This is a genomic window from Actinospineispora acaciae DSM 45401 (assembly GCF_000620785.1).
Taxonomy (GTDB): domain Bacteria; phylum Actinomycetota; class Actinomycetes; order Mycobacteriales; family Pseudonocardiaceae; genus Pseudonocardia; species Pseudonocardia acaciae.
In genome coordinates, this window is the sequence record NZ_JIAI01000023.1 from 30,471 (window position 1) to 44,536 (window position 14,066).

Annotated in this window: 17 protein-coding genes; 6 read left to right on the forward strand and 11 right to left on the reverse strand. The window is 71.2% G+C overall.

The features are described from left to right. Positions 1-99: 99 nt before the first annotated feature. The 3 genes from N912_RS58695 to N912_RS0144985 all read right to left on the reverse strand — a co-directional run bounded on the left by N912_RS58695 (position 100) and on the right by N912_RS0144985 (position 2,061). Positions 100-1,230 (reverse strand): methyltransferase domain-containing protein, encoded by a 1,131-nt coding sequence (locus N912_RS58695; RefSeq protein WP_037070028.1) that lies wholly within the window; start codon positions 1,228-1,230, stop codon positions 100-102. 257 nt (positions 1,231-1,487) lie between these two features. After that, complete coding sequence (locus N912_RS0144980; protein ID WP_028927608.1) at positions 1,488-1,718, reverse strand: helix-turn-helix domain-containing protein; 231 nt, start codon at positions 1,716-1,718, stop codon at positions 1,488-1,490. Further along, the gene (locus tag N912_RS0144985) at positions 1,711-2,061 is read right to left on the reverse strand and encodes a hypothetical protein (protein ID WP_156994394.1); all 351 of its coding nucleotides are present in this window, start codon (positions 2,059-2,061) and stop codon (positions 1,711-1,713) included. Before N912_RS0144985 ends, N912_RS0144980 begins: the two co-directional genes overlap by 8 nt. A 284-nt stretch (positions 2,062-2,345) precedes the next feature. On the opposite strand from N912_RS0144985, the gene N912_RS0144990 reads away from it, so the two are divergent. Beyond that, entirely contained in the window at positions 2,346-3,650 is a 1,305-nt protein-coding gene (locus tag N912_RS0144990; protein ID WP_028927610.1) for a helix-turn-helix transcriptional regulator, read from the forward strand. A 1-nt stretch (position 3,651) separates the two neighbouring features. Then, positions 3,652-3,861: a hypothetical protein gene (locus tag N912_RS0144995; protein ID WP_028927611.1), complete on the forward strand. Its 210-nt coding sequence runs from the start codon at positions 3,652-3,654 to the stop codon at positions 3,859-3,861. 6 nt (positions 3,862-3,867) lie between these two features. Here N912_RS0144995 and N912_RS0145000 read toward each other — a convergent pair whose 3' ends face one another. From N912_RS0145000 to N912_RS58715, 8 genes are all read right to left on the reverse strand, one after another. Then, positions 3,868-4,344, reverse strand: coding sequence for a VOC family protein (locus tag N912_RS0145000; protein ID WP_028927612.1), 477 nt, complete (start codon positions 4,342-4,344; stop codon positions 3,868-3,870). Next, positions 4,341-5,057: an ABC transporter ATP-binding protein gene (locus N912_RS58700; protein WP_156994395.1), complete on the reverse strand. Its 717-nt coding sequence runs from the start codon at positions 5,055-5,057 to the stop codon at positions 4,341-4,343. The genes N912_RS0145000 and N912_RS58700 overlap by 4 nt, the downstream gene beginning before the upstream one ends. Beyond that, entirely contained in the window at positions 5,054-6,217 is a 1,164-nt protein-coding gene (locus N912_RS58705) for an LLM class flavin-dependent oxidoreductase (RefSeq protein WP_051581686.1), read from the reverse strand. The genes N912_RS58700 and N912_RS58705 overlap by 4 nt, the downstream gene beginning before the upstream one ends. Positions 6,218-6,401: 184 nt before the next feature. Beyond that, a complete protein-coding gene (locus tag N912_RS0145015) occupies positions 6,402-6,926 on the reverse strand; it encodes an OsmC family protein (protein WP_028927613.1) in 525 nt (174 codons plus the stop codon). Between the two features lie 68 nt (positions 6,927-6,994). Further along, entirely contained in the window at positions 6,995-7,090 is a 96-nt protein-coding gene (locus N912_RS66865) for a putative leader peptide (RefSeq protein ID WP_342670906.1), read from the reverse strand. Between the two features lie 43 nt (positions 7,091-7,133). After that, the gene (locus N912_RS58710) at positions 7,134-7,847 is read right to left on the reverse strand and encodes a serine hydrolase (RefSeq protein ID WP_037070031.1); all 714 of its coding nucleotides are present in this window, start codon (positions 7,845-7,847) and stop codon (positions 7,134-7,136) included. Further along, the gene (locus N912_RS0145030) at positions 7,844-9,262 is read right to left on the reverse strand and encodes an amino acid permease (protein ID WP_028927614.1); all 1,419 of its coding nucleotides are present in this window, start codon (positions 9,260-9,262) and stop codon (positions 7,844-7,846) included. The genes N912_RS58710 and N912_RS0145030 overlap by 4 nt, the downstream gene beginning before the upstream one ends. A 30-nt stretch (positions 9,263-9,292) precedes the next feature. Then, positions 9,293-10,081 carry an IclR family transcriptional regulator domain-containing protein gene (locus N912_RS58715; RefSeq protein WP_051581687.1) on the reverse strand — a complete coding sequence of 263 codons (789 nt, stop codon included), beginning with the start codon at positions 10,079-10,081 and terminating at the stop codon, positions 9,293-9,295. 106 nt (positions 10,082-10,187) lie between these two features. Between N912_RS58715 and N912_RS58720 the strand changes: the two genes are divergently transcribed. From N912_RS58720 to N912_RS58730, 4 genes are read left to right on the forward strand one after another with little or no spacing between them, the layout of a single operon-like run. Then, entirely contained in the window at positions 10,188-11,081 is an 894-nt protein-coding gene (locus tag N912_RS58720; protein WP_084211943.1) for an ABC transporter substrate-binding protein, read from the forward strand. A gap of 5 nt (positions 11,082-11,086) precedes the next feature. Then, the gene (locus tag N912_RS58725) at positions 11,087-11,953 is read left to right on the forward strand and encodes an amino acid ABC transporter permease (RefSeq protein ID WP_051581689.1); all 867 of its coding nucleotides are present in this window, start codon (positions 11,087-11,089) and stop codon (positions 11,951-11,953) included. An 8-nt stretch (positions 11,954-11,961) separates the two neighbouring features. Next, a complete protein-coding gene (locus tag N912_RS0145050) occupies positions 11,962-12,714 on the forward strand; it encodes an amino acid ABC transporter ATP-binding protein (protein WP_037070054.1) in 753 nt (250 codons plus the stop codon). Positions 12,715-12,741: 27 nt separating this feature from the next. Continuing rightward, complete coding sequence (locus tag N912_RS58730; protein ID WP_037070033.1) at positions 12,742-13,578, forward strand: MBL fold metallo-hydrolase; 837 nt, start codon at positions 12,742-12,744, stop codon at positions 13,576-13,578. The last annotated feature ends 488 nt before the right edge of the window (positions 13,579-14,066 follow it).

A 14,066-nucleotide genomic window follows, 5' to 3' on the forward strand; every position in this document is an offset into this window, starting at 1 on the left:
GACCCCGGCCCCGGGAGACCCGCACGGTCCGGAGGTCTCGCCGAGGGCCGGGTGTTGCCGCGCGGGTCGGATCGTTCGTCAACGACCGGCGCGGGAACCTCAGCCCGGCAGCGCCATCCGCTGGCCGCCAGGCCCGACCGTGACCGTCCAGTCGGTCACGACCGGCTCGCCGGCCTCGTGCCACCACCGGTAGGCGTCGGCCACCTCGTCGAACAGCCGTCGCGGGCCGCCCTGCCGCACCCGATACGGCGGCTCCTCCCCAACCTCGACCGACGCCCACGACCGGCTAGCAGGGTCGAACAGCCACACCGCCCCCTGCCCTGGCGCGGCGCCCTTCTGCCACTGCAACCGCACCCCATCGCCGAGGCGCTGCCCGATCGCCATCGCCGCGTCCCGTCCACTGCCCCATAGCCGCGGGTGCAGATCGGTCTCGCCGATGACCTCCGGCTCGCCGACGATGCTCGCCGGGGCGACACGGGGCACCCGGTCGGCGCGTGTCCCCATGAACTCCAGCGGCCAGCTCAGCCGCCCGGTCGCGGTGCCGTCGCCGTGCGCGGTCAAGGTGAGCAGGCCGGGCTGGTGGTAGCTGTTGTACAGCGGAACGACCAGCCTGCCGCCGGCCGCGGTCTGCGCCACCCATGCGTAGGGCACCTCTCGGACACCCACGGTTGCGATTACCCGGTCGTACGGGGCGCCAGCGGAGTGTCCGAGCATGCCGTCCCCGGTCACGACGGTCACCGTGTCGAACCCGGCCCGGTCCAGCGCATCGCGAGCTAGCGCCGCAAGTGTCGGGTCTATCTCGACGGTGACCACGTTCTCAGCGCCCACCCGCCAGGACAGGAGTGCGGCGTTCCAGCCGGTTCCGGCTCCGATCTCCAACGCTCGCATGCCCGGCTCGACGTCTAGGGCGTGCAGCATCTTGGCGACCACGCTCGGCGCCGAGGTGGACGAGGTGACCTCCCATCCGCCCTCGGCCGGTGGGTTGCCATCATCGACCTGCGTGTGGACCGGCTCGTTCCGGTAGGCCAACTTCGACCAGGTGTCGGGGTCGGTGTCGCGGCGCATCGCCAGCAGCCGCCCGCCCGCCGCCTCGCTGACCTGCCACACCGTGCCCGGGATGAACTCATGGCGGGGCACCTGCTCGAACGCGGCCCGCCGCCAGTCGTCGCCGAGCGACCCGGCGGCCACCAACTCGGTGACCAGCCGGGCGCGCTCCTGTTCGAAGGTCACTTACAGGCCGCCCGTGCCGTTGGGGTCCCCGTCGCCCTCGGGCGTGCCGGGACCGGCTGGCTCTGGCGGGGGCTTGGGGTCGTTCGGTCCACGCATGGCGAACACTGGAGCGTGGTTCGCGTGTTTACCCATGGTGTGCACCTTCCTCTTTGTTGTTGCGGTTTCCGACATCGAGACTCGTCGCGCGACGCACCCCGGCCGCCGTGAGCTGGTGGACATACCGCCGGGCGTGGCCATGCCGAGGCGCCGAAAGGTTCTCAACGGCAATCCACCCAACCAAGCTCGACCAACCGGCGAAGCGTCGACTCGACCGCCCCGGAGGGCAGCCCGGAGGTACGGGCGATGTCCAGCGCGGGCATCTCCTGGGGTGCTGTGGTGTTGAGGACGGCGAGCACGGTCACGATCCGCTCGCCTACTGTGGCGCGGCTGTTGTGGCCAACGAACCACAGGTCGGCGGCGAGGTGTGCCAGGCCCACTCGCTCAGCCACGACGCCCCCGTTCCGCCTCGACGGCATCGTTCACGGCGTCGATCGCGTCTTGTATGCGCCGGTCGTAGCACCGGGCGGCGCGGCGGCGTACCAGCTCCAGCACCGACCAGCGTCGGTCGCCGGGAAGCATGGCGAGGTGCCGCTGCCGTATCTCGCCGCTTGGGCGTAGCTCCACGCTGTTCTCGGGGTCGGGCACGGCAACCATGCAGGGAAAGCACAGGCGGACCTCCCCGGCGGCGCGGGGCAGCCAGATACCGGCGGCGATGACCTTCACCCCGCCGCACACAGGTATCGGGAACGGGTCACAGGCGTCATACACCGCGTGCACCCGCCAATCGAGCATTGAAAGGAGCATCCCGAACTCCGGCCTGTCCGTGGATGTCGCGTCGTGGTCGGCCGGCCCCGGCCCGCTCCCATAGTCGATCACGCGTCGGAGCATTCTCGCTGAAACCCAACGGTGCTAGGAAATGCGTGGCATCCGCACGCCTTGCGCACGGCCATGCGCAAGCCTCTCGAGAGAGATCAACACAAGTGGGGGTGTTCGCGTCGCGTACCCTGACCGAATAAGCACGGTGCCCCGGCGCCGGTGGCACGGCCCGGGGCATGGCCGACCATCGAGGGGTCGACATGCCCGATGCTACCGGCGAATCCTTCGGTGACGCGCTGAAGAGACTTCGCAAGGAAGCACATCTCTCCCAGCCTCAGCTCGCCGACATGGTGCACGTCTCGCCGTCGAGCTTGAGCCGCTACGAGTCAGGGAAACAGGCTGTCGACGTGGCAACCGCGGCGCGGCTGGACGAGTCGCTCGGCGCTGGAGGCCTGCTACGCCTCCTGATGTCAGAGAGCGCATCAACACCGGACCTGGGCATGCTGCCCGTGCATCCAACATCGGCTGGAGGGTCGAACAGCGGCCTCTCTTCGCAGCACGTGCAGGGCGCGGCTCACGAGTCTTGGAACCACGCGATGGCGGTGGCGAGCAGCATGGCGGACAGCACGGTAGACCTGATGAAGGCCGAGGTAGCTCGGCTGGTGAGCGAGTACACGGCGACGCCCGCGCAAGTCCGGTTCGGCGAGTTGGTTGGCGCACGGAACCTGCTCTTCGGGCTTCTCGAAAGATCCAGAAAGCCCGCCGACACCCGCGACCTGTATGTCCTGGCCGGCCGTGTCTGCGTGATGCTGGCCTATACCAGCCAAGACCTTGGGTTCGCCGATGCCGGGGCAAGCCAGGCCCGCTCGGCCTGGGCCTACGCGAAGTTGGCCGGTTACGACGACTTGCGGGTCCATGCCCGCAACGTGCAGGCGAACATCGTCTACTGGGCTGACAGGCCCGCCGAGACGGTGGAGTTGGTGGAGTCGGAGCTTGACGCCGCTCCGGCGGCACGACGCGCCCCGCTGTTGTTCAACCACGCGAGGGCGCTAGCGGACCTGGGCAGGGTCGATGACGCGCTCGAGTCGCTGCGGGCGGCGAACGCGGCGGCCGACATGGAACCGCCCGACCATCTATGGGGCGGCACGTCGTTCGAGTGGCGGCCAGCGTCCGGGTTGTTGTTGTCGGCGTCCACGTGCGTCCGGCTTGGGCGGGGCGAGAAGGCCGCCGCGCTCGCGTCGGAGTCATTGGCGACGTACCGTGCCCGCGCCCGAGGGGAGAAGCCGAGCAACGCCGAGTCTCGTGCTCTCCTGGAGCTGGCGTGCGCCCGGGTGCTGACCAACGAGCTCGACGGAGCCGCGGAAGCACTGCGACCGGTTCTGGAACTCGACCCCCGCTACCGCGCTGAACGCCTCGTGGGACGAGTGGATGCCCTGCGCAACACGCTGCGGCGGTCCCGTTTCGCGGCGGCGCGGGAGACGCGGGAGCTTGCCGAGCGAGCCGACCTGTTCGTGGACACGTCGCTGCCTCGGACCGTGCCGCGCGAACTGCGCAACTCTCTCTGACGTGCGCGCGTCCGGCTACGGCATCGGCTACAGCACCGCAGTGATCATCCCATCGTTCTACAGCCTGTCCATGCTCGGGCTCGGAAAGATCATGCCGTACGCCTACACCCCCATCGTGCTCATCGTGGCCGGCAGCGCACTCACGGTGGCCGCCGCAACCATGGGCCGCGACCACGACCAGCTCGACATCGCCGAGGTCGGCGCACCCTGAGGCGTGTCAGCCGGCGTCGCGTCCCGTGCCGAACCCGGCACGCCGCGATCGCTCGTCCAGCGACTCCAGCTCCTGGAACAGGGTGAGCCGCAGCCCGGCGGGTCCTTCCAGGCGGGCGTTGAGCGAGCGCCACGGCGTCTCGGTCGGCGGCGCGACCTCGGTGGCGCCGGCGGCCGTCAGCTCCCGTGTCGCGGTGGTCGCGTCGTCCACCTCGAAAGCGACCCGGATGCGCGTGCCGGTGTCGTGGCCCACCTCGATCTGGTCGGTGATGCGGCGCTGGGCCGGGTTGGCCAGCTCCAGGGTGGCGCGGCCGGCTTCCAGGATGACCACGCGAGCGTCACCCTCGCTCTGGAACGCCGCCTGCTCGGGCAGGCCGAGGACGTCACGGTAGAAGCGCACGGCGGCGTCGAAGTCCTCGGCCTCCACCACCAACCGCAGCTGCCGGACCCGGGCGACGGCCGGCCTGTCGATCTCATCGCTCATAACAGGGACGGTACCGACGTGGCGATCAGCTCCAGCGGCGCAGCAGCCGGCGCTCGGCGAGCCCGAGCAGCCCGTCGGTGAGCTTCCCGAGCAGGGCGAGCAGCACTATCGCGAGCAGCAGGATGTCGGTGCAACCGGTGTTCTGGCTGTCGATGAGCAGGAAACCGAGCCCGATCGAGGACGCGATCAGCTCGGCGCAGCCGGGTCAGCGCGTCCAGGGCCGCGAACGGCTCGTCGAGCAGCCACACCCCCGGCCTGCGAACCAACGCCCTGGCCAGCGCGGTGCGCTGCGCCATCCCGCCGGAGACCTGCCGAGGGCGGTGCCCGGCGAACGCGGTGAGCCCGACGGCATCCAGCGCCTCGTCGACCTCGGCGCGCGCGGCCGCGCGCGGGGTGCCGTCCGGCAGGCCGAACGCGACGTTCTCGGCCAGCGTGCGCCAGGGCAGCAACCGGGGTTCCTGGAAGACCACGGCGGCGCGCGGCTCCACCCCGTCGACCCGGGACCCGGCCACCAGCACCTCCCCGGCGGTCGGCCGGTCCAGCCCGGCGACCAGGCGCAGCAGCGTCGACTTGCCGCACCCCGACGCACCGAGCAGCGCCACCACCTCGCCCGCCCCGACGTCGAGGTCGATGCCGCCGAGGACGGCGTGACCGCCGAACGCCCGGCGCAGGCCGCGCAACGTGACGGTCACCGGCGGGGTACGGGCGCTCACCGGAACGCCCCCTTCGGCACGCCGCCGAGGACGACGCGGCGGCGGCGCCACTCCTCGGCGAGCAGCTCGTAGGACCGGACCCGATCGGCGTGGTCGTGCGTGATGGTGGTGATGACCAGCTCGTCCGCTCCGGTGGCGTCCTGAAGCTGCTCGAGCCGGTCGGCGGCCTGTGCCGGGTCGCCGACGAACTGGGTGTCCACCCGGTCGGCGACCAGCGCCCGGTCCTCCTCGGTGAGCACCTGGGCGCGCGCCTCATCGGGGGTCGGGAACTCGATGGCTCCGGCGCCGGTCCGGATGCTGCGCACCCACGGCGCGTACCCGGCGGCCAGCGTGCGCGCGGTGCACGCGTCCTCGGCGACCACCACATCGGCCGAGACGGCCACGTACGGGCGCGCCAGCTCGGCCGACCGGCGAAACGCCACCCGGTACGCCCGCACCGCTTCGAGCACGGTGGCCGGGCTGACGTGATAGTTCGCCGCGAACCGCAGCCCGTTGCGGCCGGCCACCGAGGCGCTCTGCCCACCGCTGCTGCCCAGGACCCACACCTGAAGGTCGGCGCCCTCGCCCGGAACCACCCTCGGCGCCACGCCCTCGGCCGATCGGTAGGTACCGCGCAGCAGGGCGAGGATGTCGCCGACCTGCTCCCCGTAGTCCTGTGGCTCGGCGTTCGGCTGCCGCAGCAGCCGGCCCTGCAGCGCGAACCGGGGCGAGCCGACCAGCCCCTCGATCGGGAAACGGGGCGGGATCAGCAGCCCGTTGGGGGCGCGCCCGTCCACCACACCGTCCGCCGGGCCGCCGTCCGAGGACCGGGCGCGCGGGCGACCTCCGGACCGGCCCAGCCCGAGGTCCACCCGCCCCGGATGCAGCGCGTCGAGCAGGCCGAACTCCTCCACGGTGGACAGCGCGGTGCGGTGGCCGAGCTGCACCGCACCGGAGCCGAGCCGGATCGTACTGGTCGCGCCGGCCGTCAACGCCACCACCACGGCCGGGGACGTACCCGCGACACCGGGGTTGAGGTGATGCTCGGCGAACCAGTACCGGACATACCCGGCCCGCTCGGCCGCCCGCGCGAGATCGATGCTGTTACGCAGCGCCTTCCCGGCGGTGGACCCCGACGAGATCGGCACCAGGTCGAGCACGCCCAACGGAACGCCAGCCAATGATCATTCTCCCGATCCGAGCCCAGTGTCGTGGGCAAACTTCCCGCCAGGAACGGGCCGACCGGTTCAGAGACGACAGGCCTGCGAGCTGACCAGCGCGAAGTCGACATGACGTCGCCGGGTGAGCTCGCGCCGAGGCATGCTTAAAATCCACCAAACGAGTCGAGAATTGTCAACAGTGATCTCACCCCGTGGCGAGCCGGGTGGTGACCGGGGTGGGGTTGCGGAGCAGGTCGAGCACCGGGCAGTGCTCGTCCACGGCGTCCTTCAGGCGCTGGTAGTCCGCGTCGGTCGCCGGTCCGCTCAGGTTGACCGCGAGCCTGATCCCGGTGAACCCGGGCCGCACGGCGTCGTCGATCCCGAAGAAGCCGCGCAGGTCGAGATCGCCGTCCACCTCGACCGTGACGTCATCGACCGGGATGCCGAGCTTGGCCGCCCAGAACCGGTAGGTCACGACCTGGCAGGACAGCAGGCTGGCCAGGGCGACCTCGACCGGGTTGGGTGCGGCGTCCTCGCCGCCGAGCGCGGGCGGTTCGTCGACCACCACGTCGTGGCGGCCGACCCGGATCTGGGTGCGTACCCCGTCGGAGCCGGCTCCGACGGCCCGGAAGAAGGCGTTGGCGTTCTCGGCGTCCTCGGCGATCGCCCGCTCGGTGGCGTCGACGATGGCGGACAGAGCGGTGTCACGGTCGGACCGGGTGCTGGTCATCTGGGCGTCCTTTCGAATCAGGATCGGGGCAGACCTCTCCCACGGAAGGGTCGGGCAGGGTGTGGGCGTCAGCCCCGACAGGCCGCCCCGGCGGTCCGCAGCAGGTCGATGTGCCGGCGCCGGGTGCCGAGGAAGCCGAACCGCCGACGGCTGGGCGTGGTCATCGCGGTCCTCCGTCGTCCCGGCCGGAGCGTGGTGTCCCCGACTCTACGGAATCGGGGGTCCGTGGAACAGGATCTCGGTGTAGCGGGTGATCGTCTCCATGCCGGTCTGGTAGCCGCCCTCGACCACCTGGGTGTTGTTCATGATGGCCACTGTGTAGCGCTCCCCCGGCCCGGCGAACCCGACGGAGTTCATCAGCCAGGAGCCGTCGTCGTTGTCGTCGGACCAGCCGCCCTTGGTGCCGGGGCGTGCCTCCGGGCCGGCGCCCCACACGCCCCACCGCTGGTTGGCGTGCACGGACCGCATCTCCTCGACGATGTAGTCCCGGTGCGCGGCGGGCAGCTCGTCGAGCACGTGGTTCATCAGCCGGTCCAGGTCGTTGGCGGTGGCGAGGATCCAGCCCCAGGTGTGCGGGTGCTCGTCGGTGAACCGCATGTCCGTCATCCCGTAGCTCGGGAAGCGCCGGCCGAACTCCGCCTCTCCCCCGTACCGTTGCCACAGCGCGGTGGCCGCCGCGTCGTCGCTGGTGTGCAGCATGGCGTGGATCAGGCCCCGGTCCTCGGCGGTCAGCGCGACGACGCCGGCGTCGTGGCGCAGCAGCAGGTCGACCACCATGGCCAGCTTGGGCGTGGAGCACGCCCAGATCAGCGTGCCGGCGTGGGGGTTGCGCCAGACCGTGCCGGTCTCCCGGTCGCGGACCACGACGCCGACGAATCCAGGGCGGCTCAGGGCGTACGCCTCGGCCTCTTCGAAACTCACCGCGCCTCCCGCGCCAGCCGAGAGTGCCGGATGCCCCAGAGGAGGTACCAGACCAGCGCCGCGGCGGTCCACAGCGCACAGGCCAGGATGGTCACCGGTCGCAGGCTGGTGATCAGCACCACGCAGCCCACCACGGACAGCACCGGCGTCACCGGATAGCCGGGCACCCGAAATCCCCTCGGCAGGTCGGGCGCGGTGCGGCGCAGCACGATCACCCCGACGGAGACCACGATGAACGCCACCAGGGTGCCGATGCTGGTCATCTCGGCGAGGAACTCGATCGGCAGCAGCCCCGCCAGGACGGCGACGCCGGTGGCCACGATGACCGTGTTGCGCACCGGCGTGACGGTGCGCGGGTTGACCCGGTGGAACACGGCGGGCAGCAGCCCGTCGCGGCTCATCGCGAACAGGATCCGGGTCTGCGAGTACAGCGCGGTCAGCGTCACGCTGACGATCGAGATGATCGCGCCGGCGGCCAGCACGGTGCCCGGCCAGGTGGACCCGACGATGTCCTGCAGGATCGCGGCCAGCCCCGCCTCCTGGCCCTCGAACCTCGCCCGGTCCTGCGCGGCGACCGCGACCAGCGCGACGGCCACGTAGACCAGCGTGACCACGCCCAGCGCGATCATGATGGCCACCGGCATGGTCCGCCTCGGGTTCTTGACCTCCTCGCCGGCGGTGGCCACGTTGTCCAGCCCGACGAAGCTGAAGAAGATCACCCCGGCCGCCCCGTAGACGCCCGCAACGCCGTACGGCGCGAAGTGCACCAGGTGGTCCGCGTCCCAGCCGCGCACCCCGACGACCACGAACAGCACCAGCACCGCCAGCTTCACCAGCACCATCGCCGCGTTCGTCCGGACTGACTCCGCCGTGCCCCTGACCAGCAGCAGCGCGCACAGCGCCACCAGCACCACGGCCGGCAGGTTCACCCAGCCGCCCGCCTCGGGGGCGGCGGCCAGCGCCTGCGGGATGCGCACCCCGAACACGTTGTCCAGCAGCTGGTTCAGGTACTGCGACCAGCCCACCACGACCGCCGACGCGGACACCCCGTACTCCAGCAGCAGGCACGCCGCCACCACCATCGCGGCCAGCTCGCCGAGCGTGGTGTACGCGTAGGTGTACGCCGAGCCGGACACCGGCACGGCGCTGGCCAGCTCGGCGTAGCACACGGCGGTCAGCCCGGCGACCACCGCGGCGAGCACGAACGACCACACCACCGCCGGGCCCGCCTTCGGCACCGCCTCGGAGAGCACGAAGAAGATGCCGGTGCCGATGGTGGCGCCGACACCGATCATGGACAGCTGGAACACGCCGATGGTGCGGCTCAGCTCGCCGGTCCCGGAGTCCACGCCGGTCTCCGCGACCAGCTCGGCGGCGGACCTGCGCCGCAGCAGTCGAGCGCGCAGGTCACCCACACGTCCTCCTCGGGCCGACGGTGCCCGTGATCATCGGCCACCGGCCCGGGGCGGCACAAGGCGAAGGTGCGTCTCGATCCTGGCGACCGTGGTGGCGAGCCGGTCCCGGATCTCGGTGCGGAGCCGTTGCTCGGGGACGACGGCTGTCGGCGTGCTGACGCTGGCCGCGAACGCGACCGCCCCGGCGTGGTCGCGCACCGGCATCGCGATGGTGCGGACGCCGATCTCGTACTCCTGGTTCCCCACGGCGTAGCCGTCCTCGCGGATGCCCCGCATGACCTCGAGGAGGTCGGCGACCTCGTGGACGGTGTGCTCGGTGTGCGCGACCAGCTCGCTGTCGGCGAAATGCCCGCGCAGCTCGTCGTCGGTGTGCCCGCAGAGCAGGGCGCGGCCCATCGCCGTGCAGTAGGTGGGCAGCCGGCGGCCGACCCGGAGCTGGATGGACAGGCCCTCGGGCTCGTTGACGCAGAACACGTTCATCGCGTCGTGGCCGTCGAGGACGGTCAGTGCGCAGGACGCCCGCAGCCCGGTGGCCAGCGTTCCGAGCTCGGCCTCCACCGCCCGGGTCACCCCCGAGCCCGCGAAGTACGGGTAGGCCAGCTCCAGCAGGCGGGGCAGCGGGAAGTACCGCCGGTCCCGGCTGCCCAGGTAGCCGAGCTCCGCGAGCGTGTGCAGATAGCGCCGGGCCGCCGCGGGGGGCATGCCGGAGCGCTCGGCCACCTCGGACAGCCCGAGGTCGGCGGGGTTGCCGTCGAAGCAGCGCAGCACCCGCAGTCCGCGTTCCAGCGAGCGGACGAACAGCTCGGGCTCGGTCCGCATACCCGTCCCACCCTTCGCCGGCGTTTGACAACCCGAGGGAGATGCATCAGATTGCTTCTTCGAAGACCGAAGTGATTTTCGCACAGCGAAGCGAGCGGGAGTGGCCATGGCGCCTTACTCGACGTGGCGGCTCCTGATCGGCGCGGCCTGCGCGGTCGCCGTCGGGCTGGTGGGCGGCTGTGTCACCACGGCCCCGAGCAACCCGCCGGCCGCCGGGCAGGGTGGGGCCGGCCTGCCGCAAACCGTCAAGGACAAGGGCGAGCTGGTGATCGGCAGCGAGCTCAGCACGCCGCCGCTGACCTATCTGGACACGGACGGCAAGACCGTCAAGGGCCTGAACCACGAGCTGGCCCAGGCGCTCGGCGCGAAGCTCGGCATCAAGGTCACCTTCGCCCAGTACGCCTTCGCCGGGCTCATCCCGGCCGTCCAGTCCGGCAAGGTCGACCTGGCGATGGACATCATCAACGACACCAAGGAACGCCAGGGCCTTGTCGACTTCGTCGACTACCTGCGCAACGGCACCACCATCCTGCTGAAGAAGGGCAACCCGGAGGGAGTCCGGGTGCTCACCGACCTGTGCGGGCGCAGCGTGGCGGCCGTGCGGGGGTCGGTCCAGATCGGGCTGGTGGAGAAGGCGTCCGCGACCTGCGCCGCGCAGGGCAGGCCCGCCATCACGGTCAACCAGTACGCCAACCCGCCCGAGGCGCGGCTGCAAGTGCAGACCGGCAAGAACACCGCGTTCCTCGGCAACACCCCGGTGATGCTCTACCTGGCGAAGAACGCCGACGGCGGCACCGCCTTCGAGGCCGCCACGGCGGAGCGCTACCTGGAGCAGCCGGTGGGCCTGATCTTCGCCAAGGGCAACGCACAGCTGCGCGACACGGTCCTCGGCGCGCTCGCCCAGCTCTGGGCCGACGGGACCTACGCCAGGCTGCTCGACCAGTACGGCCTGCGTGACCTCGCGCTGGAGCGGCCGACCGTCAACGGGGCGGCGGGCTGAGGCGGATGCCGGCGTCCACGGCGACCGGTGCCCCGCCGGCGGAGCTGCCCAGCGAGATCGCACCGGAGCCGCACGTCGGCCGGTGGCTGTTCGGCGCCGCCGTGCTCGGGGCCACCGCCTGGACCGCCGTCTCGCTGTGGCACAGCCCGGCGCTGGACAGGGCCACCATCGGCCGCTACCTCACCGCCGACGCCATCCTCGAAGGGCTCGGGAACACCCTGGTGCTCGCGGTGACCGCGATGGTCATCGGGTCCGCGCTGTCGGTGGTCGTCGCGCTGTGCAGGCTCTCGGACAACCCCGTGTCGCGGGCCATCGGCTGGGCCTACGTGTGGGTGTTCCGGGGCGTGCCGCTGCTCGTGCAGATCCTGATCTGGGGCAACCTGGCGCTGTTCATCCCGAGGATCGGGCTGGGCAACCCGGTCACCGGCGACGTGCTGGTGTCCTGGGAGACCAACTCGGTGATCACCGGGTTCGTGGCGTCCCTGCTCGCGCTGGCGCTCAACGAGGCGGGCTACATGGCCGAGATCGTCCGGGCCGGCGTACTGTCCGTCCCGCACGGGCAGACCGAGGCGGCCCGCGCGCTGGGCATGTCCCGCGCGCAGGCCTTCCGCAAGGTCGTCCTGCCGCAGGCGCTGCGCATGATCGTCCCGCCGTCGGGCACGCAGTTCGTCAACATGCTCAAGATGACCTCGCTGGTCTCCGTCATCGCGGGCGGCGACCTGCTCACCCAGGCGCAGAACATCTCCGCGTCGAACCTGCGCACCATCGAGCTGCTAGTGGTGGCCTCCGCCTGGTACCTGCTGATCACCTCGGTGTCCAGCGCGGGGCAGGCGCTGCTGGAGCGCCGGTTGGCCAGGGGGCAGCGCCGGTGACGGCCGACATGGTGCGCATCGAGGGGGTGCGCAAGAGCTTCGGGTCGCACGAGGTGCTGCGCGGGATCGACCTCGAGGTGGCGCCCAGCGAGGTGGTGTGCCTGCTCGGCCCCTCCGGCTCGGGCAAGAGCACCCTGCTGCGCTGCGTCAACCAGCTGGAGTCGGTCGACGCCGGCCGGATCTGGGTCGGCGGCGAGCTGATGGGCTACCGGCCCCGGCGCGGGAAGCTGCACCGGCTGCCGCCGCGCACGATCGACCGGCAGCGCCGGGCCATCGGCATGGTGTTCCAGCAGTTCAACCTGTTCCCCCACCGCACGGTGCTGGACAACGTCACGATGGCGCCCTGCCTGGTGGACAACGAGAGCGTCGAGGCCGCCCGCGAGCGCGCCACGGTGCTGCTCGAGCGTGTCGGGCTGGCCGACAAGCTGGCCGCGTACCCCGCGATGCTCTCCGGCGGGCAACAACAGCGGGTGGCGATCGCCCGCGCGCTGGCCATGCGGCCGAAGCTCATGCTGTTCGACGAGCCCACGTCCGCGCTGGACCCGGAGCTGGTCGGCGAGGTGCTCGCCGTGATGCGCGATCTCGCCGCCGACGGCATGACCATGATCGTGGTCACCCACGAGCACCGCTTCGCGCGCGAGGTCGCCGACCGGGTGGTCTTCCTCGACGCCGGCCTGATCGTGGAGTCCGGGCACCCCTCGGACGTGTTCGACCGGCCGAGCAGCGAACGCGCCCGCGCCTACTTCCAGCGCGCCCTGTAGGAACTCTGTAGGAATCGAGGGACACCCGTGTCGACCCGACTGGTCCTGCTCGGCACCGGAGGCGGCCCCACCCCCAAACGCAGCCGGAGCGCGCCCGCCCAGGCCGTCCTCGTCGGCGACGCCACCTACCTGATCGACTGCGGCAACGGCGTGGGCAGGCAGCTGGCCCTGGCCGGGATCGCGTTCACCAGCCTGCGCGCGATCGCGATCACCCACCACCACTCCGACCACAACGCCGACCTGGGCACCGTGCTGCAGCTCGCCTGGGGCGCCGACCTCGCCACGCCCGTCGACATCTACGGGCCGCCGCCGCTGGCCGCGATGATGGACGCGTTCCTCGCCTTCGCCGGCACGGACATCGACACCAGGATCGCCGACGAGGGCCGGCCGCCGCTGCGGCCCCTCATGCGCCCGCGCGAGGTCGCGGCGGACGGCGTGGTCCACACCGACGACCGGGTGCGGATCACCGCCGCGCGCGTGGACCACCCGCCGATGCACGCCTACGCCTACCGGATCGACAGCGAGGACCGCTCGATCGTCATCTCCGGCGACACCCGGCCGTGCCGGTCGCTCATCGACCTGGCCAGGGGCGTCGACGTCCTGGTCCACGAGGCGATGCACCTGCCCAGCCTGGACCTGCCGCTGTCGCGGACCAACGGCTCCAGGCTGCGCGAGCACCTGCTCGGCTCCCACACCAGCGCCGCCGACGCCGGCCGCGTCGCCGCCGAGGCCGGCGCGAAGATGCTGGTCCTGTCCCACCTCGTGCCCGGTGACGCGCCCATCCCGGACGAGGCGTGGGCCGGCGAGGCCGCCACGGAGTACGACGGGCCGATCGTCGTCGGCGCGGACCTTCAGGCGCTCTGAGCCCGGGCCTCGCTCCCACCCATTCGAGTGAGAGAAGCGGGGATACTTGGCCGGGGAGGCCGAACAGAGTGCCAATTTCTTTCTTATAACAGCACCCCCCAACCGTCCGCCTCGGGTCGATCTCGAGATATATAGCGAGATTGCCGCGCCGTCCATCCGCGCCGACTTCGGGCATGAGGACACCATTTGAATCCCGCATGTGCTCGTTCACACTGTTGGCGGAGCACAACCGTTGTGTGCGCGCCTAGGCTCGGGCCAGAGATCGCTGGTCGTAGGTGTAGGCGCGATGCGTCCACCGTATTGCGATCTCACCACCTGGGGTGTTCGGACCCGCGGCCGACTCATCGAGCACGGGCCTGAACCGCGTCCGCCCACGAGTGCCTCACCCGGCGAATGGCGGACCAAAAAGAATAATCACACAAGGATAACATCTTTCGTATCACGACGGGGCCGATCCCTCGCCGGACAGGAGATACTCTATGCAACCG

What these genes read in the sequence shown, in the direction of transcription:
- N912_RS0144990 (WP_028927610.1), top strand. Translation starts at nt 2,346, where the DNA reads ATGCCCGATGCTACCGGCGAATCCTTCGGTGACGCGCTGAAGAGACTT.
- N912_RS0145015 (WP_028927613.1), bottom strand. Translation starts at nt 6,926, where the DNA reads ATGACCAGCACCCGGTCCGACCGTGACACCGCTCTGTCCGCCATCGTC.
- N912_RS66865 (WP_342670906.1), bottom strand. Translation starts at nt 7,090, where the DNA reads ATGACCACGCCCAGCCGTCGGCGGTTCGGCTTCCTCGGCACCCGGCGC.
- N912_RS58725 (WP_051581689.1), top strand. Translation starts at nt 11,087, where the DNA reads ATGCCGGCGTCCACGGCGACCGGTGCCCCGCCGGCGGAGCTGCCCAGC.
- N912_RS0145050 (WP_037070054.1), top strand. Translation starts at nt 11,962, where the DNA reads ATGGTGCGCATCGAGGGGGTGCGCAAGAGCTTCGGGTCGCACGAGGTG.
- N912_RS58720 (WP_084211943.1), top strand. Translation starts at nt 10,188, where the DNA reads ATGGCGCCTTACTCGACGTGGCGGCTCCTGATCGGCGCGGCCTGCGCG.
- N912_RS0144985 (WP_156994394.1), bottom strand. Translation starts at nt 2,061, where the DNA reads ATGCTCGATTGGCGGGTGCACGCGGTGTATGACGCCTGTGACCCGTTC.
- N912_RS58715 (WP_051581687.1), bottom strand. Translation starts at nt 10,081, where the DNA reads ATGCGGACCGAGCCCGAGCTGTTCGTCCGCTCGCTGGAACGCGGACTG.
- N912_RS0145000 (WP_028927612.1), bottom strand. Translation starts at nt 4,344, where the DNA reads ATGAGCGATGAGATCGACAGGCCGGCCGTCGCCCGGGTCCGGCAGCTG.